Source organism: Streptosporangium sp. H13245 (assembly GCF_055690525.1).
On sequence record NZ_JBSZKT010000012.1, the window covers coordinates 1 to 21,708 of the forward strand.

At 73.3% G+C, this 21,708-nt stretch carries 21 protein-coding genes and 1 pseudogene; 10 read left to right on the plus strand and 12 right to left on the minus strand.

Annotation, left to right across the window (positions count from 1 at the left end; translation table 11 throughout):
• Positions 1 to 312, plus strand: a pseudogene (locus ACW9TB_RS19755) (hypothetical protein); the annotation flags it as partial.
• A gap of 251 nt (positions 313 to 563) precedes the next feature.
• Positions 564 to 737, plus strand: a complete 174-nt coding sequence (locus ACW9TB_RS19760; protein WP_472749484.1) for a hypothetical protein — start codon at positions 564 to 566, stop codon at positions 735 to 737.
• Positions 738 to 939: 202 nt separating this feature from the next.
• Here the strand turns inward: ACW9TB_RS19760 and ACW9TB_RS19765 are convergent, their stop codons facing one another.
• Together ACW9TB_RS19765 and ACW9TB_RS19770 are read right to left on the minus strand one after the other, a co-directional pair.
• Positions 940 to 1,413: a low molecular weight protein-tyrosine-phosphatase gene (locus ACW9TB_RS19765; RefSeq protein ID WP_472749485.1), complete on the minus strand. Its 474-nt coding sequence runs from the start codon at positions 1,411 to 1,413 to the stop codon at positions 940 to 942.
• 2 nt (positions 1,414 to 1,415) lie between these two features.
• Entirely contained in the window at positions 1,416 to 2,678 is a 1,263-nt protein-coding gene (locus tag ACW9TB_RS19770) for a cytochrome P450 (RefSeq protein ID WP_472749486.1), read from the minus strand.
• 225 nt (positions 2,679 to 2,903) lie between these two features.
• Between ACW9TB_RS19770 and ACW9TB_RS19775 the strand changes: the two genes are divergently transcribed.
• From ACW9TB_RS19775 to ACW9TB_RS19800, 6 genes are all read left to right on the plus strand, one after another.
• Positions 2,904 to 3,302 carry a TIGR03618 family F420-dependent PPOX class oxidoreductase gene (locus ACW9TB_RS19775; RefSeq protein WP_472749487.1) on the plus strand — a complete coding sequence of 133 codons (399 nt, stop codon included), beginning with the start codon at positions 2,904 to 2,906 and terminating at the stop codon, positions 3,300 to 3,302.
• A 31-nt stretch (positions 3,303 to 3,333) separates the two neighbouring features.
• Entirely contained in the window at positions 3,334 to 3,855 is a 522-nt protein-coding gene (def, locus tag ACW9TB_RS19780) for a peptide deformylase (RefSeq protein WP_472749488.1), read from the plus strand.
• A gap of 123 nt (positions 3,856 to 3,978) precedes the next feature.
• A complete protein-coding gene (locus ACW9TB_RS19785) occupies positions 3,979 to 4,407 on the plus strand; it encodes a pyridoxamine 5'-phosphate oxidase family protein (protein ID WP_472749489.1) in 429 nt (142 codons plus the stop codon).
• A complete protein-coding gene (cbiE, locus tag ACW9TB_RS19790; protein ID WP_472749490.1) occupies positions 4,400 to 5,965 on the plus strand; it encodes a precorrin-6y C5,15-methyltransferase (decarboxylating) subunit CbiE in 1,566 nt (521 codons plus the stop codon). Before ACW9TB_RS19785 ends, cbiE begins: the two co-directional genes overlap by 8 nt.
• Positions 5,962 to 6,705, plus strand: a complete 744-nt coding sequence (gene cobM, locus ACW9TB_RS19795; RefSeq protein WP_472749491.1) for a precorrin-4 C(11)-methyltransferase — start codon at positions 5,962 to 5,964, stop codon at positions 6,703 to 6,705. Before cbiE ends, cobM begins: the two co-directional genes overlap by 4 nt.
• Positions 6,706 to 6,709: 4 nt before the next feature.
• Positions 6,710 to 7,477 (plus strand): cobalt-precorrin-6A reductase, encoded by a 768-nt coding sequence (locus ACW9TB_RS19800; protein WP_472749492.1) that lies wholly within the window; start codon positions 6,710 to 6,712, stop codon positions 7,475 to 7,477.
• Positions 7,478 to 7,487: 10 nt separating this feature from the next.
• On the opposite strand, the gene ACW9TB_RS19805 is transcribed toward ACW9TB_RS19800, so the two are convergent.
• Positions 7,488 to 8,684: a HAMP domain-containing sensor histidine kinase gene (locus tag ACW9TB_RS19805; protein ID WP_472749493.1), complete on the minus strand. Its 1,197-nt coding sequence runs from the start codon at positions 8,682 to 8,684 to the stop codon at positions 7,488 to 7,490.
• Positions 8,674 to 9,423 (minus strand): response regulator transcription factor, encoded by a 750-nt coding sequence (locus ACW9TB_RS19810; RefSeq protein ID WP_472749494.1) that lies wholly within the window; start codon positions 9,421 to 9,423, stop codon positions 8,674 to 8,676. Before ACW9TB_RS19810 ends, ACW9TB_RS19805 begins: the two co-directional genes overlap by 11 nt.
• 228 nt (positions 9,424 to 9,651) lie before the next feature.
• Between ACW9TB_RS19810 and ACW9TB_RS19815 the strand changes: the two genes are divergently transcribed.
• Positions 9,652 to 10,095 carry an SRPBCC family protein gene (locus ACW9TB_RS19815; RefSeq protein WP_472749495.1) on the plus strand — a complete coding sequence of 148 codons (444 nt, stop codon included), beginning with the start codon at positions 9,652 to 9,654 and terminating at the stop codon, positions 10,093 to 10,095.
• 22 nt (positions 10,096 to 10,117) lie between these two features.
• Here the strand turns inward: ACW9TB_RS19815 and ACW9TB_RS19820 are convergent, their stop codons facing one another.
• The 5 genes from ACW9TB_RS19820 to ACW9TB_RS19840 all read right to left on the minus strand — a co-directional run bounded on the left by ACW9TB_RS19820 (position 10,118) and on the right by ACW9TB_RS19840 (position 16,460).
• Positions 10,118 to 10,534: an SRPBCC family protein gene (locus ACW9TB_RS19820; RefSeq protein WP_472749496.1), complete on the minus strand. Its 417-nt coding sequence runs from the start codon at positions 10,532 to 10,534 to the stop codon at positions 10,118 to 10,120.
• Between the two features lie 14 nt (positions 10,535 to 10,548).
• Positions 10,549 to 11,559: an aldo/keto reductase gene (locus ACW9TB_RS19825; RefSeq protein ID WP_472749497.1), complete on the minus strand. Its 1,011-nt coding sequence runs from the start codon at positions 11,557 to 11,559 to the stop codon at positions 10,549 to 10,551.
• Between the two features lie 215 nt (positions 11,560 to 11,774).
• The gene (locus ACW9TB_RS19830; RefSeq protein ID WP_472749498.1) at positions 11,775 to 13,538 is read right to left on the minus strand and encodes an ABC transporter ATP-binding protein; all 1,764 of its coding nucleotides are present in this window, start codon (positions 13,536 to 13,538) and stop codon (positions 11,775 to 11,777) included.
• 95 nt (positions 13,539 to 13,633) lie between these two features.
• Complete coding sequence (locus tag ACW9TB_RS19835) at positions 13,634 to 15,409, minus strand: ABC transporter ATP-binding protein (protein ID WP_472749499.1); 1,776 nt, start codon at positions 15,407 to 15,409, stop codon at positions 13,634 to 13,636.
• A 154-nt stretch (positions 15,410 to 15,563) separates the two neighbouring features.
• On the minus strand, positions 15,564 to 16,460 hold the full coding sequence (locus ACW9TB_RS19840; protein WP_472749500.1) for an alpha/beta hydrolase: 897 nt from the start codon (positions 16,458 to 16,460) through the stop codon (positions 15,564 to 15,566).
• Between the two features lie 94 nt (positions 16,461 to 16,554).
• Here ACW9TB_RS19840 and ACW9TB_RS19845 point away from each other — a divergent pair, with 94 nt between their 5' ends.
• A complete protein-coding gene (locus ACW9TB_RS19845) occupies positions 16,555 to 17,589 on the plus strand; it encodes a PucR family transcriptional regulator (protein ID WP_472749501.1) in 1,035 nt (344 codons plus the stop codon).
• A 91-nt stretch (positions 17,590 to 17,680) separates the two neighbouring features.
• Here the strand turns inward: ACW9TB_RS19845 and ACW9TB_RS19850 are convergent, their stop codons facing one another.
• Genes ACW9TB_RS19850 through ACW9TB_RS19860 form a run of 3 tightly spaced genes read right to left on the minus strand, consistent with a single transcriptional unit; the run spans position 17,681 to position 21,698 of the window.
• Positions 17,681 to 19,204, minus strand: a complete 1,524-nt coding sequence (locus ACW9TB_RS19850; RefSeq protein ID WP_472749502.1) for a precorrin-2 C(20)-methyltransferase — start codon at positions 19,202 to 19,204, stop codon at positions 17,681 to 17,683.
• Positions 19,201 to 19,827 carry a precorrin-8X methylmutase gene (locus ACW9TB_RS19855; protein WP_472749503.1) on the minus strand — a complete coding sequence of 209 codons (627 nt, stop codon included), beginning with the start codon at positions 19,825 to 19,827 and terminating at the stop codon, positions 19,201 to 19,203. The genes ACW9TB_RS19850 and ACW9TB_RS19855 overlap by 4 nt, the downstream gene beginning before the upstream one ends.
• On the minus strand, positions 19,824 to 21,698 hold the full coding sequence (locus tag ACW9TB_RS19860; protein ID WP_472749504.1) for a precorrin-3B synthase: 1,875 nt from the start codon (positions 21,696 to 21,698) through the stop codon (positions 19,824 to 19,826). Before ACW9TB_RS19860 ends, ACW9TB_RS19855 begins: the two co-directional genes overlap by 4 nt.
• Positions 21,699 to 21,708: the final 10 nt, after the last annotated feature.

The following is a 21,708-nucleotide window of genomic DNA, read 5'->3' on the forward strand; positions in this document are numbered from 1 at the left end:
CTGGCCTCCCTGCGCACCACCGCGGTCCGCGACGGCGACCACTACGTCGTCAACGGGCAGAAGATCTTCACCTCGGGCGGCCACTACTCCCCGGGGCCGACCCTCCCGCGACGCGCTCGCGGGACTCCTGCCCCAACCGGCCGCCGACACGCCATGGCGGTCCGCTGGGGTTTCACCGGCCTCGGCCCTCGCGAGTACCGGCGCCAACCGGACGCCGGTCAGTCTCAAGCGACAGAGGCCTCCGGCCACGCTCGCTGGCACGCGTTCTCAACAGCCTGGCACTCGTCGGCAATGACACGCGCCCGACCGTGATCGAGACGCTGAGCTCGAACTGCCCAAACAGGCTCGACGAGGAAGGCGTCACTCTCCCCGGCTCTTTCGGAAGGCACACCCCCCACTCATGAAAGGCAGTGCTTATGCGCATCTCGCGAGCTGTCGCCGTCACCGCCGCGGCCCTGGCCGTCCTGGCGAGCCCCGCCCTGACCACCGCCGCTTCCGCCGACCCGGCCCCGCCGTACAACTGCTGAGCCAGGGTCGACATCTGGACCGACCGGGGCGAGGCGGTGTGCAACGCCGGTTACGGCTCGGTCCGGGTCAGGCTGACATGCGCCAACGACTTCAACAAGCGGACCACCCGCTTCGGCCCCTGGGAGGGAATCGACTACGTGAGCTCCGCGGCCTGCACCGCCAGCTACCCCTTCCCGATCAGCGCGACGTACGAGACCAGATCCCTCTAGCCGCTCACCGCGAAGGGCCGGTGTCCTCTGCTCCGGCCGTCGCATGAACGGTTCCTTCCTCGCCGGGGGTGCGGGCGGCGGCGGCGCCGCACGCCGTGGCGAACGCGGGGATCGGGCCGCACTCATAGACCTAGACCGGCTGTGATCTACTTTGTAAAGGCGTGGGGCCGGTGAAAACCCCGCACGGGCGGCGGGAGGGGCCTCACCTCAGGGTGGCCGCCAGGTGCTTGGCCAGGCCCTCGGAGGCGGCCTCGACCATCTCCAGCACCTCCGCGAAGCCCTCGCGCTCGCCGTAGTAGGGGTCGGGAACCTCGGCGCCCTCGGGGGCTGCGGGGTCGAACGAACGGAACAGGCGCACGTCCGCGCCGTCGGGGGCGAGGCCGCGCAGGGCGCCGAGGTTGTGGGCGTCCATGGCCAGCACCAGGTCGACCCGGTCGTACCAGTCGCGCAGGAACTGCCGGGCCCGGTGCTCAGAGCCGTCGTAGCCGTGGTCGGAAAGCATCGCGACGGCCCGCGCGTCCATCGGGCCGCCCTGGTGCCAGCCGCCGGTGCCCGCGCTGTCGACCGTGACGAGATCACCGAGACCGTGGTCGTCGAGGGTCTTCCTCAGCACGATCTCGGCCATGGGCGAGCGGCAGATGTTTCCCATGCACACCACGCATATGCGATAACTCATGCCTACCAGGATGCCGCCTGTCTGGGGTGCGCCGGACGGGTGAGGGGGTGCTCGGGGGAGCGGGCCCGGCCCCCGCCCCGGGGGAGCGGGAAGGCGCCGGGGCGCAGCAGGACGCGCCGCACCACCTCGGGGACGATCGCGGCGCCCAGGTGCCGTCCCAGGCAGAGGTGCGGGCCGTAGCCGAAGTGCAGGCCGACGTGGGAGGGCCGGTCGGCGCGGAAGGCGTCGGGCTCCGGCACGGCGTCCGCGTCGAACATCGCCGAGGCGGTGCAGGCGAAGACGAGCGTGCCCTCGGTGATGAGCGTCGCGCGCGGGGTGCCCGCCGCCAGGACGTGGTCGCTCTCGCACAGGCGGAAGATCATCCGGTTGGGCGGGGCGAACCGCAGGGCCTCCCAGACGTGGGCGTCGAAGCGCGCAGGATCGGCCTCCGCTGCTGCGGCGACGGCCGCCCTCCTCGCGTCGTCCCGCGACAGGAGCTCCTCGACCGCTCCGGCCACGGCCTGCGCGGTGTTCTCCACCGACCCGACGAGCAGACCGGCCATGTTGGCCAGCACGCGCCGGTCGCCGAAGGCGGCCTCCTCCGGGGGCCGTCCGCGCAGGAGGCGGGCCAGCACGTCGTCGGGGACGGCTCCGCCACGGTCGAGGCGGGCCCGCCGGTCGTCGATCAGGTCGTGGAGACGGTCGCGGAGCCGGGCTCCGGCGTCCAGCGAGGCGGCGTGGACCGCCGGGTCGCCGTGCAGGTTCTTGAAGATGTCGGTCTGGGCCGCTCGCGACCACGCGGACAGCTCGTCGAGCCCGATGCCCGCGAGCCCGAAGTATTCGCGGCAGAGGCGCAGCTGGACGTGGCGGGCCAGCTCCGCGACCGCCTCGATCCGCCTGGTGGGCCGGGCGCGGTCCAGCGCCTCGTCGGCGAAGGCGGCGGCCATGCGGCGGACCCGGATCACGTCCTGGACGGGCAGTACGCTCTGCATGAGACCTCGCTCCGTCCAGTGCAGCGGCGTGTCGTCCTGCGACAGCATGAAGCCGCCGCCCAGGAACGGGTCCACGCGCGGGGCGTAGAGCCGTACGGTGAAGACGCGCTCGCGCGACAGCACCTCGACGACGTCGGGGAACCGGGTGACCAGGGTGAGCAGCGGCGTGTGCATGATCGGCCGCCGTTCCCGCAGCTCGGCGAAGAAGGCCCGCCACTCGGTGCGGATCCAGGAGACGACCAGGGCGGGCCGCCGCTCCTCCGCCGCCGAGTCGTACCGGTCGAGAAACGACATCGATCCCCTTAGGTCTTAGGTCGCCGCCGGAATGCCGGATCAAGTGGTAACACGCAGAGTGACTGAGAGTCAACGTCGGGTAATGATGTGAGGTTTCCGCCGGTCTCCGGCTGGACGCGTACCCGGTTCCGCGTGCCCCTGCGGTTTCCCCGGGGGCGGTGGAATCGATCACGCGTACGTGATGTTCGATGGCCTCACAGGCATCGTTCGTGACGTGGAGGTCCGGTGGGAAAACTCAGTGAAGACGCCAAGGAACTGCTCAGGCAGCCCATCAACGCCTGGGTGACCACCGTCAGGCCGGACGGGTCGCTGCACAGCACCGTCGTGTGGGTCGACGTCGACGGAGACGACGTCGTCTTCAACACGGCCGTCGGCCGGGCCAAGGAACGCCACCTGCGCGCGGACCCGCGCGTGTCGGTGAGCGTCCTCGACCCCCAGGACGCCCTGCGTTTGGTCAGCGTCTCGGGCTCTGCCCGGCTGGAGCTGGAGGGCGCGGACGAGGTCGTCGACCGCCTGGCGAAGAAGTATCTCGGGGTGGAGTCCTATCCTTTCCGGGCCCCGGGCGAGCGGCGCGTCACCGTGAGGGTCACGCCCGACGCCGTCATCTTCAACGCGGGAGGCTGAGAACGTGGAGGCGAGTGGCGAGGGCAGGCCCATGCCCATCCGTTACGTGGGCGATCCGGTGCTGCACCGGCCCTGTGAGCCGGTCACCCGTTTCGACGAGAACCTGGTCACGCTGGTGCACGACATGTTCGCCAGCATGTACGCCGCCGACGGCGTGGGGCTCGCGGCCAACCAGATCGGGATCCCGCTGCGCGTGTTCGTCTACGACTGCCCCGACGACACCGAGGAGTACCGCAAGGGGGTCGTGGTCAACCCGGTCCTGGTGCTGCCCGAGGCCGCCGCGCGCACCCTGGCGGACTACGAGGAGGGCTGCCTGTCGGTGCCGGGACAGCGGGCGTCGCTCGCCAGGCCCGACCGGGCGGTCGTGCACGGCTTCGACGTCGCCGGGGCGCCCCTGACGGTCGAGGGCACCGGGCTGCTGGCCCGGTGCCTGCAGCACGAGACGGACCATCTCAACGGCCGCCTCTACATCGACAGGCTTCCGGCGGAGCGGCGCGAGGAGGTCCTGCGGGCGTACGAGGAGGAACGCGACCGGCCCGCCACGGAGGACTGACCGGCACAGGCCGCCGCAGATCCGGCCTTGGTCGGCGCTGACCCGGCTTTGGTCGGCGGTGGCCGGGGTCCGGTGGGCGGGTCTGGTGGCCGGGTCCGGTGGTGGGTGCGGTCCGGGGCTACCATGTCGCCCGGTAGAACGGCATCGGGGAAGGATCGGCTGTTGAAGGATCTCGGGGAGGGACTCCGCGCGTTCTGGCGGGAGCGTCACCTGTGCACGATGACCACCGTGCGCGCCGACGGCACACCGCACGTCGTCCCGGTGGGGGTGACGCTGGACGCCGACGCGGGGATCGCCAGGGTGATCACCTCGGGTGGCTCGCACAAGGTCCGCCACGTGCTCGCGGCGGGGGGCGAGGGGGCGGCCGTCGCGGTCTGCCAGGTGGACGGGAGGCGCTGGTCGACCCTGGAGGGGCGCGCGGTGATCCGTACCGACCCCGAATCGGTCGCCGACGCCGAGCGCCGCTACGCCGAGCGCTACCGCGCGCCCCGGGAGAACCCCGCCCGCGTCGTGGTCGAGATCCGCGTCACCCGGGTGCTGGGCAATGCCTGACCCCGCCACCGCCATCACCACTACCGCCACCTCGGTGGCCGGTCCCGCGGTCGTCGTCGTCGGGATCGGGGACGACGGCTGGGCCGGTCTCTCCGAGGCGGCGCGGCGCGAGCTGCGCGCGGCCGAGGTCCTGATGGGCGGCGCCCGGCACCTGGGCCTCGTCCCCGAAGCCCCCGAAGTCCCCGAAGTCCCCGAAGTCCCCGGAGCAGGCCCCGAAGCCCTCGAAGTCCGGGAAACCGGTACCGAAGTACCGGAAACCGGTACCGGATCCGGCGGCGGGCACGACGCCGAACCCGGTGCCGGTTCCGGCGCTGAACACGGTGCCAAGCTCGGCGTCGAGCATGGCTCCGAGAACGGTGCCAGGTCCGGCGGTGAGCAGGGCTCCGAGAACGGCGTCGAGCACGGTTCCGAGAACGGTGCCAGGTCCGGTGTCGAGCACGGCGCCGAGAGCGGTGCCAGGCCCCGGGTCGAGCGTGTCGTCTGGCCCTCGCCGCTGCTTCCGGCCCTGCCCGCGCTGATCGACTCCCATCGAGGGCGCAGGGTGTGCGTGCTGGCCAGCGGCGACCCCATGTTCCACGGCATCGGCACGACCCTGGTGCGGCTGCTCGGCGCCGACCGGGTGCGGGTCCTGCCGCATCCGTCGTCCGTCTCCCTGGCCTGCGCCAGGCTCGGGTGGGCGGCCGACCGGGTCGAGGTGGTCAGCCTCGTGACGCGCCCCGCCGAGGTGCTGCACCCGCTCGTCCACGACGGCCGCCGCGTCCTGGTCCTCAGCGCCGACGGCCGTACCCCGGCCAGGGTCGCCGGGCTGCTCGCCGCCCGAGGTTACGGCGCGAGCGCGATGACCGTCCTGGAACGGCTGGGCGGCGCCGGGGAACGCGTGGTCTCCGGTACGGCCGCCACCTGGTCCCCGCCCGTGACCCACGATCTCAACATCGTCGCCGTGGAGTGCCGCGCCGACGCCGGGACCGTCCCGCTGCCCCGCCTTCCCGGCCTGCCCGACGAGGCGTACGAGCACGACGGTCAGCTCACCAAGAGCGAGGTGCGCGCGGTCACCCTGTCCCGGCTGGCGCCCGTACCCGGGGAGCTGCTGTGGGACGTCGGCGCGGGCGCGGGCAGCATCGGCATCGAGTGGATGCGCGCGCACCCGGACAACCGGGCGATCGCGGTGGAGTCCCACCGGGAGAGGGCGGAGGCGGTCGCCCGCAACGCCGCGGCGCTGGGCGTTCCCGGTCTCGACGTGGTGACCGGTGCCGCGCCCGCCGCGCTCGCCGGGCTGGAGCGGCCCGACGCGGTCTTCGTCGGCGGCGGGGTGACCGTTCCCGGGATGGTGGAGGCGTGCTGGGAGGCGCTGCGGCCGGGCGGCAGGCTGGTGGCCAACGCGGTGACCGTCGAGTCGGAGGCGGTCCTGGCCCTCTGGCACGGCAGGCTCGGCGGAGGCATGGTCCGGCTCGCGGTCAGCAGGGCTGCCCCGGTCGGCGGGTTCACCGGCTGGCGGCCCATGATGCCCGTCACGATCTGGACCGCGGCCAAACCGTCCGCCCCTGAGGAGAAGCGATGACCGTACGTTTCATCGGTGCCGGGCCGGGCGCCGCGGATCTCATCACCGTGCGGGGCCAGCGGGCGATCGCGTCCGCGCCGGTGTGCCTGTACGCCGGGTCGCTGGTCCCGGCCGAGCTGCTGGAGTCGTGCCCGCCGGGCGCGCGGCTGGTCGACACCGCGAGGATGGCCCTGGAGGAGATCGTCGCGGAGATGGTCGCCGCCCACGGGGCCGGGGACGACGTGGCCAGGCTGCACTCCGGCGACCCGTCGGTGTTCAGCGCGATGGCCGAGCAGATGCGCAGGCTGGACGCCGAGAAGGTGCCGTACGAGGTGATCCCGGGGGTGCCCGCCTTCGCCGCCGCCGCGGCGTCGCTGCGGCGCGAGCTCACCGTGCCGGGGGTGGGGCAGACGGTCGTGCTGACCCGTACGTCGGTGCGCGCCACTCCCATGCCCGAGGGCGAGGACCTCGGCACGCTCGGCCGCAGCCGGGCCACGATGGTCCTGCACCTGGCGGTGCAGCGTGTCGAGGCCGTCGCGGCGGAGCTCGTCCCCAACTACGGCGCCGACTGCCCGGTGGCCGTGGTGGCCAGGGCCAGCCGCGACGACGAGGTGATCCTGCGCGGCACCCTGGCCGACATCGCCGGGCAGGTCCGCGACGCGGGGATCGTCCGTACCGCGGTGATCGTCGTCGGCCGGGTGCTGACCGCCTCGGAGTTTCCCGACAGCCACCTGTACTCGGCCGCCCGCTGCCGTGACTGACCCCGTGTCGCGAGATGATGGCGTGCTGAACGTGCTGATCCTGGGCGGCACCGACGAGGCCAGGCGGCTGGCCGCCGCGCTCGCGGGCCGGGCGCGGACGCGCGTGGTGTCCTCGCTGGCGGGCCGGGTACGCGACCCGAAGCTGCCGGTGGGGGAGGTGCGCGAGGGCGGCTTCGGCGGCCCCGAAGGGCTCGCGGCGTGGCTGGCGGAGCACGGCGTCCACGTCGTGGTGGACGCCACGCACCCGTTCGCGGCCAGGATGACGGCCTCGGCGGTCGAGGCGGCGGACCGGACCGGCCTGCCGCTGCTGATCCTGCGGCGGCCCGGGTGGCGGGCGGCTCCCGGCGACGACTGGCGCTGGGTGCCCTCCCTGGAGGCCGCCGCCGAGCTGCTGCCCTCGCTGGGGGAGCGGGTGTTCCTCACCACGGGACGCCGCAGCCTGCCGGTCTTCGCCGGTCTCGACGGCCAGTGGTTCCTGGCCCGCTCGGTGGACCTGCCGGGTCCGCTCGTCCCGAGGCGGCTGGAGGTGCTGCTCAGCCGGGGGCCGTTCACGGTGGACGGGGAGCTGGCCCTGATGCGCGAGCACCGGGTGGAGGTGCTGGTCACCAAGGACAGCGGCGGTGAGATGACCACCGCGAAGCTGCTGGCCGCCCGCGAGCTGGGGTTGCCGGTCGTGATCGTACGCCGCCCGCCCCCGCCCGAGGGGGTGGCCTCGGCAGGGACCGTCGAGGCCGCGCTCGCCTGGCTGGAGACCGCGACCGGCCCCGGCTGACGGGACCGGTTCAGCGCGCGGCGGGCAGCCAGAGCCTGAAGGTCGAACCCTGGCCGAGGACGCTGGTCGCCCGCAACGTGCCACCGTGGGCCTCGGCGAGCTTGCGGGCGATGGGCAGGCCGAGCCCGCTGCCTCCGGTCCGCCGGTTGCGCGACTTCTCCGCCCGCCAGAACCTCTCGAATATCAGGGGCAGGTCCTCGTCGGCGATTCCGGTGCCGGTGTCGGCGACGTCGATCACCACGTCGGCGCCCTCGTGGCGGGCGAGCAGGGTGACGGTGCCGCCCGGCGGGGTGTGCCGTACCGCGTTGGACACCAGGTTGCCCACCGCCTGACGCAGCCGTACGGGGTCGGCGAGCAGTCGCGGCTCGCCGTCGGCCCGGGTGGTGAGCGTGACGCCTGCGGCCTCCGCGCCTCCACGGTGCGCGGTGGCGACCTGGGTGAGCAGGTCGGCCACGTCGACCGGCTCCCGGCGCAGTTTCAGCTCGCCCGCGTCGGCCATCGCCAGGTCCTGCAGGTCGTCGATGATGTGCTGGAGGAGCAGGGCCTCTTCCAGCAGTGACGACACCAGCTCCCGGTCAAGGGCGACGACCTCGTCCTCGGTCGCCTCCAGCCAGCCTCGGATGTTGCTCAGCGGGGTCCGCAGCTCGTGGGCGATGTCGCTGACCATGGCCCTGCGCAGCTCTTCCAGCCGTTCTCGCCGCTCCGACATGGCGTTGAAGGCCACGGCGAGCCGGCAGATCTCGTCTCGGCCCGTCACCGTGACCCGCGCGGCCTTTCCCTCCTCCATGAGGCGTACGGCGTCGGTCAGCTCCCGCAGCGGCCTGCTCAGGCGGCTGCCCGCGACGACGACGGCGGCTACGGTGATCAGCAGGATCAGCGCCGCCGTGCCCGCGACGCGGGCCCGGCCGGTCGGCGACAGGCCGGGGACGGCCGACGCGCCGTCACCGTGGCCGCTGACGAACGGCGGTGCGGGTGGCGCGACGTACGGCACGATCGGCTTCGCGCCCTCCCGGCCGGGATGGGTGGCCGCGTACCCGGGCGGGGTGTCGTAAATACGGGCGTCGTCGGCGAGTGCCCGCTCGATATCCGCGGTGGTGCTCCGCGCGGTCAGCCAGGCGGTCGCCGCGATGGAGCAGGCGGAGACCAGCACGGACACCGTGAGCAGCCGGAGCAGCAGGCTGCGGCGCAGCGGCACGTCAGCCCGCATCGCCGGGCCCCTGCGCTTCGGTGGTCTCGGTGGTCTCGGTGGTGCCGTCGGCCAGTTTGTAACCCACCCCGTAGACCGTGACCAGCCGTACCGGTCTGTGCGGCTCCGGCTCGATCTTCCTGCGCAGGTTCATCACGTGCACGTCCACACTTCTGGAGGTGATGTAGCGGTCGAACCCGTGGAGGTGGCTGAGGATCTGCTCGCGGGTGAACACCCGCCCGGGTTGCGCGGCCAGCAGTTCCAGCACCTCGAACTCGCCGGGGGTGCACTCGACGCGTACGCCGTCCACGCTGACCTCGTGCCGGTCCGGGTCCACGACCAGCGCTCCGGCCCGCAACACCGGCGCGCGGGCCGGGCCCGGCCCGGCGGGGACCCTGCGGGCCCGCCTGAGCAGCGTGCGGACGCGCGCCATCAGCTCGCGCGGGCTGTAGGGCTTGGTCATGTAGTCGTCGGCGCCGAGGTCCAGGCCGAGCAGCAGGTCGTCCTCGGTGGAGCGCGCGGTCAGCATCAGGACCAGGACGTCCGACTCCGCGCGCAGGATGCGGCACACGTCCAGCCCGTCGACCTTGGGCATCATCACGTCGAGCACGATCAGGTCCGGCTCCCGCAGGCGTGCGGCCTCCAGCGCCGCACGCCCGTCGTGCACGACGACGACGCGGTTGCCCTCCCGCTCCAGGTAGCGCCGGATCAGCTCCGCCTGCTTCACGTCATCCTCTGCTACCAGGACATATGACCCCATAACCGGCGATAGTAAGCCCGGAGGGGACCGCCTCGCGCCGGATGCGGCACCGGCCGGAGAACGCCTCACGTGATCGCCAAAGGTTCCTGACAACTTCCTGACATCGCCCGGCCATTCTTCTCCGGCATGAGACATCCCGCCCATTCCACCCGTTCCGCCCCGCCTCCCCGTGCAGCCCGGGCGGTCCTGCCCACCGGGCCGCGTCCTTCGACGGCCGTGAGGTAGACCATGCCGCAGGTCATGCTCCGCAACGTCTTCCACGTCCCCGCCCCGCCGCCCGCGGTGCTCGCGCACCTCAGCGAGCCCTCGAACCACGCGGGCCTGTCACCGCTCGTGGTGGCGGTACGCGACGTGCGCCGGGCGCCCGGCGAGTCCCGGTTCGTGTCGGTGGAGCGGTTCCACTTCTTCGGCTTCGTGAAGTACGACAACCTGATCGAGGTGACGTTACGCGCCACCGGAGAGGCGGTCGAGGGCGAGGTGGACAGCCCCGGCGGGGTGCGGCTCGACTTCCGTTACCGGCTGGCCGCGGACGGCGAGGGGACCGAGGTCGAGGACGTGCTGACGGTGCGCGCGACGGTACGGCCACTGCTGTGGTACGCGGCCCGCAAGGCCCGCGAGGTGCAGCTCGCCCGCGGGGGCATCCTCGCGGGACGCGCCGCGAGCATGTCGTGAACGGCCGCCGCGCGAGGGGCGTTCAGGCGCCGAGGGTCCGTTTGAGCGCGGCGAGGCCGTCGGCGTAGATGCCGTGGAACAGTTCGGCGGTCTCCTCGTCGGTGACGCCCTCCGGTGTGAAGGTGCCCGACCATTCCACCCGCGCGTGCCCGGCGTCCGCGCCTCCGTACACCGTGATGGTGGCGTGGTAGTCGCTGACCGGGAAGGGCGCCTGGACGATGGTGTAGGTGTAGCTGCGGGCCCGGTCGTCGAAACGCTCCAGGCGTTCGACGATCGTCTCGCCGTCCGCCGTGGTGAGATGCCGGACGCGGCCACCCTCGTCCAGGTCGCTGGAGGGGATGAACGGCAGCCAGTCGGGCAGCGAGCCGAAGCCGCCGATGAGCCGCCAGACCTGGTCGGGCGAGGCGGGCAGGTCGGTCGTCGCGGCGGCGGTGGCCATGATGATCTCCTCGATCAGCCGGTGGGTACGGGGGCGTCGGGGGCGATCAGTCTCTCCTCGCGCAGGGCGGCCCAGAACGCGGCGGGGACGTGCTCGTCCAGCGCGGCGAGGTCCTCGGCGACGTGGTCCGGGTGCGAGGAGCCGGGGATGACGGCCGCGACGGCCGGGTGAGCGAGGCTGAACTGCAGGGCGGCGGCCTTGACACCGACGCCGTGCTGCTCGGCCAGGGTGGTGACGCGCTTGACCTTCGTGACGACGTCGGGGGGCGCGTCCTGGTACTCGAAGTGGGTGCCACCGGCCAGGACGCCGGAGTTGTAGGGGCCGCCGACGACGATGTCCACGCCCTGCTCGGCCGCGGCAGGCATGAGCCGCCGCAGGGCGCGCTCGTGGTCGAGCAGGGTGTAGCGGCCGGCCAGGAGCGAGCCGTCCGGCCGCGCCTCCCGCAGCCCGAGGGTGAGCTCGACGGGCTCGACCCGGTTGACGCCGAGGCCCCAGCCCTTGATGACGCCCTGGTCGCGCAGGTCCCGCAGGACGCGGAAGGCGCCGGTGCGGGCCTGGTCGAACACCCTCAGCCATTCGTCGCCCCAGAAGTCCTGGGAGATGTCGTGCACCCAGACGAAGTCGAGGTGGTCGGTACGCAGGCGGTGAAGGCTGTCGTCGATGGAACGGCGGGTCCCTTCGGCGGTGTAGTCGTAGACGATCCTGTTGGGCCGCCCGTGCTCGAACAGGCCGCCCTTGTCGCCGAGGTCGCGGGTGGCCGGGTCCTCCACCTCGTCCAGGACGATCCGGCCGACCTTGGTGCTCAGCACGTACTCCTGACGGGACCGCAGGCCGAGCACCCGCCCGAGGCGCAGCTCGGACAGACCGGCTCCGTAGAGGGGGGCGGTGTCGAAGTAGCGGACGCCGTGGTCCCAGGCGGCCTCGACGGTGGCCAGGGCCTCCTCCTCCGGGATGGCGCGGTACATATTGCCCAGCGGCGCCGAGCCGAAGCCCAGGCGGCCCGGCAGGAACGAGCGGATGCCCACGGTGGTCCCCCTCAGGTGATCTGGCCGGCCGGTGCGACGGCGACCGGCCGGGACAGCGGGCACGATGGTCTTCCAGGGCCTGCACGCGGGTCATGCCCTTCCCAGCCATAGTCCGGGTGCCCTTTTCCCGGTCCGCCCCATCCCGCCGGTCCGCAAAGCCTGTCCAAAGCCGTACGGGTGATGACGCTCCTGTCCCGGGTGGCCGCGAGGAGCGGTCAGGGGGTGATCGTCGGGACCGGGGCGCCGCCGACGCCCGGTGCCGCTCCCGTGGCGGCCGGGGAGCGGGTGGAGATCTCCCAGAAGTCGGCGTAACGGCCACCGAGGCGCAGCAGGTCGTCGTGGCCGCCCTCCTCCACGATCCGGCCGCCGTCCAGGAAGGCGACGCGGTCGGCGCGCTGGACGGTCCGCATCCGATGCGCGACCATCACCACCGTCCGGCCCGCCATCAGGCGCTCGATGCCGTCGTGGACGGCCGTCTCGTTCACCGGGTCCAGCGCGGAGGTCACCTCGTCCAGCAGCACGATGGGCGCGTCCTTCAGCAGCGCCCGCGCGATCGAGACACGCTGGCGCTCACCCCCCGACAGCAGCGCGCCGCCCTCGCCGACGTTCGTCGCCCATCCGCCGGGCAGCCGCTCGATCACCTCGTCCAGCCGCGCCGCGGTCGCCGCCGCCCGTACCTCGGCCTCGCTGGCATCCGGACGGCCGAGGCGCACGTTGTCCTCGATCGTGCCGTCGAAGAGGTAGACGTCCTGGAAGACGATGGCGATCCGCTCCATCAGCACCTCGGTAAGGATCGCGCGCACGTCCACCCCTCCCACGCGCACCGCGCCCTCGTCCACGTCGTAGAACCGCGCGAGCAACTGGAGCAACGTGCTCTTGCCCGCGCCCGAAGGGCCGACGACGGCGAGCCGCCGTCCCGCCGGTACGGACAGCGACAGGTCGTCGACCACCGTACGGCCGCCCTGCCGGAAGGTGACGGACTCGAACTCCAGGTCGTGGCGTACCGGCTCGATCGGTTCGCGGGCCTGGGGCAGCGGCTCGGTGCGCAACACCGCGTCGAGTCTCGCCAGCTCGAAACGCGCGCCGCGCAGTTTGCCGCCGATGTCCGACAGCGACAGCAGCGGGTCGGCGCAGCGGGCGGCGAGCACCAGGATCGCCAGGACCTCCGCCGCGCCGATGCTCCCGCTGAGCGCGAGGTAGGCGCCCAGGGTCAGCAGCGCGGTGAACGCCACCTGCACCGCGAGCGTCAGGCCCAGCACGCCGGGCAGCGCCGACAGCGTGGAGCGGCGGGCCGCGCGCCGGAGTCCGGTCAGCGCGTCGTCGAGCGCCCCGAAGTGCTCGGCGGTCCGGCCACCTGCGCGCAGCACCGGCTGGGCCTGCAGGTATTCGATGACCCTCCCGGTGGCCTCGTCGCCGCGTTCGGCGCGTTCGGCGTCGTCGGCGGCCATCGAGCGTCCCGTCCAGATCTGGATCGCCGCCACGACCGGTACGGCGGCGAGCGCGGCCAGCCCCATCCGCCCGTCGAAGGCGAGCATCACGACGACGATCGTCAGCGGGGTCACGCAGGCGGAGATGAACGGTGCCAGCAGATGCGCCGCCACGCCCATCGCCTGCAGGACGCCCTCACCGGCCAGGACCGACACCTCCCCGACGCGGCGGGCGGTGAACCAGCCGAGGGGCAGCCGGGCCAGGTGGTCGCCGAAACGGTGGTACACACCGCGCAACATCGTGGTCCCGACGCGGAAACCGGACAGGTCACTGCGATAGCGCAGTACCGCGTAGACCGCGACCGCCGCCCCGAACGCGATCAGCCAGGGCCGGGCGTCCGCGGGCCCGCCCCCGAACAGGGCCCGCAGCACCGGAACCAGAAACGCGTAGGACAGGCCCTCGGCCACCGCGGTCGCCGTCATCAGGGCCACGGTGCGGCGCATCGGCTGGGCGTACTCGTGTCCCAGCAGCCGCAGCAGCATTCGAATCATCGGAGCTCGTCTCCTCGCGGTACGCCACCGTGGGTCTCGGCCTCGCCGGTGATCGCGGTTCGGTGGGTTCGGTGGGATCAGTGGGATCAGTGGGATCAGTGGGATCGCCAGAACGCGGCGAATTTTCCGTTCTGTTCCAGCAGTTCGGCGGGCCCGCCCCGCTCGACGATCGCCCCGTCCTCCAGCATCACGACCGTGTCGGCGTCGGCGACCGTCTCCAGCCGGTGGGCGATGACGAGAATCGTCCGATCGCCCACCGGCGTCGTCAGGGCACCGCGTACCGCCCGTTCGGTCCGCGGGTCGGCGAAGGCGGTCGCCTCGTCGAGCACCAGGACGGGCGCGGCGGAGAGCAGCGCGCGGGCGATCGAGATCCGCTGCGCCTCCCCGCCCGACAGCCTGACGTCCTCGCCGATCACCGACTCGTATCCGCGCGGCAACTCAAGGATCCGGTCGTGGATGTTCGCCAGCCGGGCGACGCGGACCACGTCGTCGAGGTCGGCACTCGGTACCGCCAGCGCGATGTTGTCCGCGACCGACGCGCGCAGCAGGCGGACGTCCTGGAAGACGAAGGAGACCATCCGGTGGAGATCCCGGCCGTCCAGCTCGCGGAGATCGACACCACCCAGGAGGACCGAGCCGTGGGTCGGGTCGAAGAACCGGGGCAGCAGCTGGACCAGCGTGGACTTCCCGCTTCCCGACGGCCCCACGATCGCGGTGACCGTCCCCGGTTCGAGCACCAGGTCGATTCCGCGCAGCACCTCGTGGCCGGTGTCGTAGCCGAACCGGACGTCACGCAGTTCCACCCGGTGTCCCCGGGGCGCGACCGGGTGCGCGGGCTCCGGGAGCGACCGCACCGCGAGCACGTCCCGGATCCGGCCGATCGCGCGCCGGGCGGCCTGCAGATCGTCGAAGCCGTGGCCGAGGGCCGCCACCGGGGCGGTCAGCCCCAGTCCCAGCAGCAGGAAGGGGAGCAGGTCCGCGGGGACCATGGAACCGGCCGTGATCAGGGCCGTCCCGCCCGCCAGCACGACCAGCAGCACGACCGGCGGTGTCAGCAGCAGCGCCATCGCCGCGGCGATCCCGGAGATGCCGAGCACCCAGCGAAGGAAGGTGTCGGCGAAGTCGTCCGTGGCCGTGAGGAAGTCGCGGTGGGCGCGCTCGCCTCCGCCGAACGCCTTGACGACCGAGATCCCCTGGACGAACTCGACGGCCGTGTTCGAGATCCGTCCCATCGCCTCGTCGCGGTCCTCCTGCTCGCGCTGCCGTCTCGGGGTCATCATCAGCGGGACCAGCGCGACCGCCAGCGCCACCGGGATCATCGTGATCAGCGTGAGCCGCCAGTCGACGGTGAGCAGGTAGACCAGCGACACCAGCGGCACCACGAACGCGGAGACGAGCTCGCCGGGGGTGTGGGCGATGAGCGGATGCACGGCGCTCACGTCCTGCCCCACCACCTTCGCCAGCTCGCCGGTCCTGCGCCGGGAGAACCAGCCGATCGGTACGCGCCCCAGCCGCGCGGCCAGCCCCCGGCGAAACGACAGCTGCACCCGGGCGTCGAGAAGGTGCCCGATGCCGGACGACGCGGCCGTGAACAGCAGCCGTACGAGCAGGCCGGCCGCGCCCGCGATCACGACGACCCGGACGTGACCGTGGTCGACCGGGCCGGGCGACAGCAGGGTGCGGCCCAGTTCGACGACCGCGAGCAGCGGTGCCAGCCCCACGATGGCACCGATGACCTGCAGCAGGGCGACGGCGGCGAAACTCCCTCGATAGGGCCGCAGCAGCCCCGCCGGGCTCTGTCCCGCCGCGGATCCGGTGTCCGGTGGCGGGGTGGACCGCTCGCTCGCCGTGGCGACGTCGGTGGCGTTCATCGCTCTCCCGTCCTTGTCGATCTCGTCGATTTCGCTGTGACCGGCGCGTGGCCGGGCCGATGGTGGCCGACCTGGCCGACCAGACCTGCCGGGATTGCCAGACCGGCCCGGTTGGTCTGGTCGGTCCTGGCGGGTCAGGTCGGCCGCGTCGATCTCAGTCGGCCAGGGCGCGGCGCAGGGCCGCGGCGAGCTCGGCGATCTGCCGCTGCGACACCTCGGCGGACAGGATCGCCTGCGACCCGTGGAAGGTGCCGGGCCACTGGTGCAGCTCGACCGACACGCCCGCCTCCAGCAGGCGCACCGCGTAACCGATGTCGTCGTCGCGGTTCGGGCAGAGCTCCGCGGTGGAGATGTAGGCGGGGGGCAGGCCGGACAGGTCGGCGGCCCGCGCCGGGGCGGCGTACGGCGAGGCGGGCTCGGAGCCCAGGTAGTGCCGCCACGCCACGGTGACCTTGTCGCGGTTCATCCAGGGCGTGTCGGTGAAGTGCCGCGCCGCCCACGTCTCCTGCCGGTCGTCGACACTGGGCTGGTTGAGCAGCTGGAAGCGGATCCTCGGCCCCCGCTGGTCGCGCGCCCGCAGCGCCGTCGCCGCCGCGAGCCCCCCTCCGGCGCTGTGGCCGCCGACCGCGATCCGCTCCGGGTCGATGCCGAGCTCGGCCGCGTGCTCGGCCGTCCAGGCCAGCACCGCGTAGGTGTCGTCCAGGGCGGCCGGGAACGGATCCTCGGGGGCGAGACGGTAGCCCACCGAGATCACCGTCGCGCCGGAGGCCTCCGCGAGCCGGATGGCCCACGGGTGCTCGGTGTCCAGGTCACCCATGACGAACCCGCCGCCGTGCAACCAGATGAGGGCGCCCTGCGCCTGGTACGGGCGATAGATCCGCACCGCCACGTCCGGGTCGGCGGGCACCGTACGGTCCTCGATCTCCATGTCCGCGATGTCGGGTACCGGTATCGCGGTGGCCAGCTCGGCGAAGCTCTTGCGCTCGATGACCGGGTCGATCAGGTCCGCCCGGGGAAACAGCGGAATGAATGCTTCCAGTTCAGGATCCATAACCCGATCCTTACAGCCCGCATCCCGGAGATCATCCGCCACTCGTCGGGCATTCCACCCCTGTCGCGCGACGATCGCCGCATATCCTGCTGGCATGGAGGCATTGGCCGCACGGCTGTCGCAGTTGGACGCGGAGGCCGGGGGCGCGCTCCGCGTCGTGATGTTCTACGACACGCTGATGCGCCGCCGGGTGGACCTTCCGGCACTCGCGCGGGCCTCGGCGGGCCTGGCCGAGTGCGTGGCCGGGGTCAGGCTGCACGGTACGGGGCGGGTGATCCGCATGTCGCCCGGCGGCGGGGAGGCGTCCGTCCCGGCGTCGCCCGCGTCCGCCACGGCGCCGATCACCCTCGACGGGGAGGAGGCCGGGACGGTGTGGCTGGAACGCCCCGGCCCGCCCGGCGCGCTCGACGAGCTGCTGCTGGACCGGCTCGCCATCGCCGCCACGGCGGTCGTCGAGCGGTACGGCCCGGCCCGCACCACCATGGCCGACCCCGCGCTCGTCGAGCTGGTGATCAGTTCCGGCAGCGACGAGGCGGCCAGGGCCCGGGCCCTGCGGCTCCTGGGTTTCGCCGCCGACCTGCCGATCCGCGTCATCGCCGTACGGTCGCGGCGCCCGCTCGACCAGATCGGCGGCCTGCTCTGCCCGACCCGCCCGGTGAAGGCGGCGCCGGTCGCCGACGTGGGCGTCATCCTGGCCACCACCATGGACCCGGCCCGGTTTCCCGCGGGCGTGCGCGCGGGCGTCGGTGCCGCGGAAAGCCCCGACCGGTCGTGGCGGGAGGCCCGCACCGCCCTCCGCTTCACCACCTTACGGCGGCCGGTCGTCCACTACGACGACCTGGGCGTGCTGGCGCTGCTCGCGGAGATCCCCCAGGACGTCGCGCGGGACAACGCCGACGTGACCGCGATCGCCCGGATGGCGGCCAACCCGGAGGACCTGGACACGCTGGACGCGTACTGCGCCACCGGCTCCCTGCGCCGGGCCGCCGACCTTCTCCACCTGCACCACAGCAGCGTCTCCCGGCGGCTCGAACAGATCGGCAAGACGCTGGGCGTCGAACTCACCGAGCCCGCCGGGCTGACGCGGGCCGGACTCGCCCTCACCACCTGGCGGCTCCTGGACGACTGAGGCCGACACGCGAAGCGCGCGCCGCCGTGCTCGCGAGGCTGATCCGGATCGGCCTGGATCGGGCTCCCGAGGGCCGTGCAGGTACGGCGGGTCAGGCGGGGTAGCGGCGGGGGGTGAACACCACCCGGCTGCCGTCACCCCGCTCGGCCACCCGCGTGGTCGACGAGCCCACCAGCAGCAGGCAGCGCATGTCGACCGCGTCGGGGTCCAGGTCGCCGAGGGTGGTGACGGTCATGCTCTCCCGGGCCCCGCCGACGTCGCGGCCGACGACCACGGGGGTCTCCGGCACCCGGTGCTCCAGCAGCAGGTCCCGCGCGGCGGCCACCTGCCAGGTACGGCTCTTCGACGCCGGGTTGTAGATCGCCAGGACGAGGTCGGCCTTGGCCGCGGCGCTGATCCGTTCGGCGACCACCTCCCAGGGCTTGAGCAGGTCCGACAGCGACAGCACGCAGTAGTCGTGGCCGAGGGGAGCACCGGCCCTGCTCGCCACCGCGTGCGCCGCGGTCAGGCCGGGCAGCACCCGTACCGGCACGTCCGCGAACCTCGGCTCGCACGCCACCTCCAGCACCGCGCTGGCCATCGCGAACACCCCGGGATCGCCCGAGGAGACCACGGCCACCCTCGAACCGGCGGCGGCCAGCTCCAGCGCGTGCGCGGCCCGTTCGGCCTCCACCCGGTTGTCGGTGGGGTGGCGGCGCTGGCGCGGGTTGGGCGGGACGCGGTCCAGGTAGGGGCCGTACCCGACGAGCTCGTCGACACCGGCCAGCGCCTCCTGCGCCTCCGGGGTCAGCCACGGCCGCCCGGCGGGGCCGAGCCCCACCACGACCACCTCGCCGCGCGTCCTCGCGTCGCTCACGGTCTCTGTGGTGGGTGCGGGGCCCGCCGCGTTGACGGGGCTCGGGATCAGCGCCAGCGAGAAGTACGGGACGCTGCCGGGGTCGACCTCGGCGAGGGGGGCCAGGCGCTGCTGCCCGGTGGTGGCGCGCTCGACGTACCATGCCTCGTCGAGACGCCCGGCCTCGGCCAGCGCGTCACGGACCTTGGTGAACGTACGGCCGAGCTTCAGCACCGCCGCCGAGTCGGTGGCCGCCAGGCGCTCGGCGAGCACCTCGGCCGGGAGCGTTCCCGGCAGCACGGTCAGGATCTCGTCCCGCTCGACCAGCGGGCGCCCCAGGACCGCGGCGGCGCCGCTCACCGACGTCACGCCGGGCACGACCTCGGTGACGTAGCGGTGCGACAGGCGCTTGTGCATGTGCATGTACGAGCCGTAGAAGAGCGGGTCGCCCTCGCACAGCACCACCACGTCGCGCCCGGCGTCCAGGTGGGCCGCCAGCCGCACCGCGCAGGCGGCGTAGAAGTCGTCGATCGCCCCCTGGTAGCCGCCCGGGTGGTCGGTGGTCTCGGTGGTGAGCGGGTAGATGAGAGCCTCCTCGACCTGCCCCTCCCGCAGGTACGGGGCGGCCACCGAACGGGCGATGCTCCGGCCGTGGCGGGCACTGTGGAAGGCGATCACGTCCGCCTGGCCGATCAGGCGGGCGGCCTTGACGGTCACCAGTTCGGGGTCGCCGGGTCCGAGCCCCACGCCCCACAGCCGTCCGGTCACGTCGTTACTCATTCTTCCTCGCTCGCCATCGCGTTGACCGCGGCGGCGGTCATCGCGCTTCCGCCCCGGCGTCCGTTCACGACCAGGTACTCCAGGTTCGCCGGATGCTCGGCGAGGGCCTGCTTGGACTCCGCGGCACCGATGAAGCCGACCGGGACGCCGAGTACGGCGGCCGGGCGGCCCGCGCCCTCCTCGATCATCTCCAGCAGCCGGAACAGCGCGGTCGGCGCGTTGCCGATCGCGACCACCGAGCCCTGGAGCCTGTCGCGCCACAGCTCCAGCGCGGCGGCGCTGCGGGTGGTACCCAGTTCGGCGGCGAGCTCCGGCACCCGGGGGTCACCGAGGGTGCAGACCACCTCGTTGCCCGCGGGGAGGCGGCGCCGGGTCACCCCGGAGGCGACCATCATGGCGTCGCAGAGCACCGGGGCGCCCGCGCGGAGGGCCTCGCGCGCCGAGGCCACGACACCGGGTGACCAGCGCAGATCGCTCACCAGGTCGACCATCCCGCAGGCGTGGATCATGCGGACCGCGACCCTGGCGACGTCGGCGGGCAGGCCGTCCAGGTCGGCTTCCGCGCGGATGGTGGCGAAGGAGCGGCGGTAGATCTCCGCGCCGTCGCGGACGTAGTCGATCACAGTTCCCCTCTGGCGGCCGCCACCGCGGCCGCGGTCTCCTCGATGCCGGAGCAGGTCAGGCCGGTGCCGTCCAGTTCCAGGCGGTAGCCGTCGCCGGTGGCGACCACGTCCGCGACCCGCCCCCTCGGACGACCGCAGCGCCTGGCGCAGCCCGCCCAGTGCACGGGGAGCGTATCGGTGCCCGCCCCCTTCCCGGACGGCGGGGCCACGGACGGCCTGCTTCCGAACGGTCTGCTTTCGGATGGCTCGATTTCGAACGGCTCGTCTTCGGACGGCTCGTCTTCGGACGGTCCGCTTCCGGGCGGCTCGTCTTCGGACGGCCCGCTTTTGGGTGGCTCGCTTTCGAACGGTCCGCTTCCGGACGGCCCGTCTTCGAACGGCTCGCTTTCGGAGGGTCCGTCTTCGGATGGTCCGCTTCCGGACGGCCTGCTTACGGAGAGCCCGCTTTCGGATGGCCCGTCACCGGCTGGGGCCGTGAACGGCGGTGCCACGGACGTCGGGGCCATGCCGATGGCGGTGGCCGCGTCGGCTTGGACGTCGGCGAGGGACTTGGCGCAGCCGGGACGGCCGGTGCAGGCCGTCACGCCGATCCACGGGGAGGCGGGGTCGACGACCAGCCCGGCGGCCTCCAGCCGGGCGGCCGTACCCGCCACCTCGGCGGCGTCCAGGCCGGGCAGAACCACGCCCCGCCACGGCGTGAGCCGGATCTCCCCGCCCGAGGCGACGTCCGCGAGCAGCCGTGCCGACGCGGAGGTCAGCCGCCCCAGCGGGACCGCCACCCCGAGCGCGACCCGTGCGCCCCCGTTCCCGTTCCCGGTCCCGTTCCCGACGCCGCCTCCGGCCCCGGCCTTGGCCTCGGCCCCAGATCCGGACCCTGCTCCCGCTCCGAACCCCACCCCGGCCTCGGATCCGGAACCCGCTCCGGCTCCGCCTTCGGAACCCGCCCCGGCTCCGCCTCCGAACCACGCCCCGGCTCCAGTACGGGTCACGTCCGTGCTCCCGACGACCCCGACCGGACCGAGGGTCACGACCCGTGGTCTCACCGGTTCGAAGGGCGCCGTACCGGGGATCCCCAGGGCGGTTCGCACGCGGGCGGCGATCAGGGAGGGGCCGTCGGGGAGTTCGGCGATCCGCCAGGCGGTGACGTCCCGGGTGACCAACTCGTCGAGGAACGCCTCGGCGGCGGCGAGCAGAGCGGTCACGGCTTCGCCCATCGGGACGCGCAGGCCGCTGTCGGTTCCGGCGAGGATCAGCGCGGCCTCGTCCGGCCCCGTCGGCAGGATCCCCGCGTCCGCGCCCAGACCGGCCACGTCCCCCCGGCCGTCGTCGAGGGCGAACATGAACCGCCCCGGCAGGGCGGCGAGGGCGGGCCGGGCGCACAGCCGCCGGTCCAGCTCGCCGATCAGCGGGGTGACGTCGGCGATCCCGCCGCCCGGGTGGCCCGGACGGTCCGTGCCGTACGCGCCGCCCGGTCCGGTCAGCCCGCTGAGCCCAGCAGGCTCGGTGAGCCCGGTCAGCGGGGAGGCGAGGATGTTGCGGATCCGCTCGTGCGTCGCAGAGGGCAGCAGGCCCGCCCGCGCCATCCGGGCGGCGAACTCGTTCTCCGTACCGCCGTCGCCGTCTGGATTCTCCGGGCTCTCCGGGTTCTCCGGGGCGAGGCCGCGCACCTGGACGTTCGCGCGGGAGGTCAGCTCGATGACGCCGCCGCCGCACGCGGAGGCGGCGTCGGCGAGCGCGCGCAGCTGGGAGGGGGTGAGGCGGCCTCCGGGCACGCGGACGCGGGCCAGGCCGCCGTCCGCGGCGGCATGGACCTGGAGCGCCCCGGGGCACGCGTCGAGTCGCGATCGTCCGGAAAAGTCGGCTATGGACACTCAGAGGATG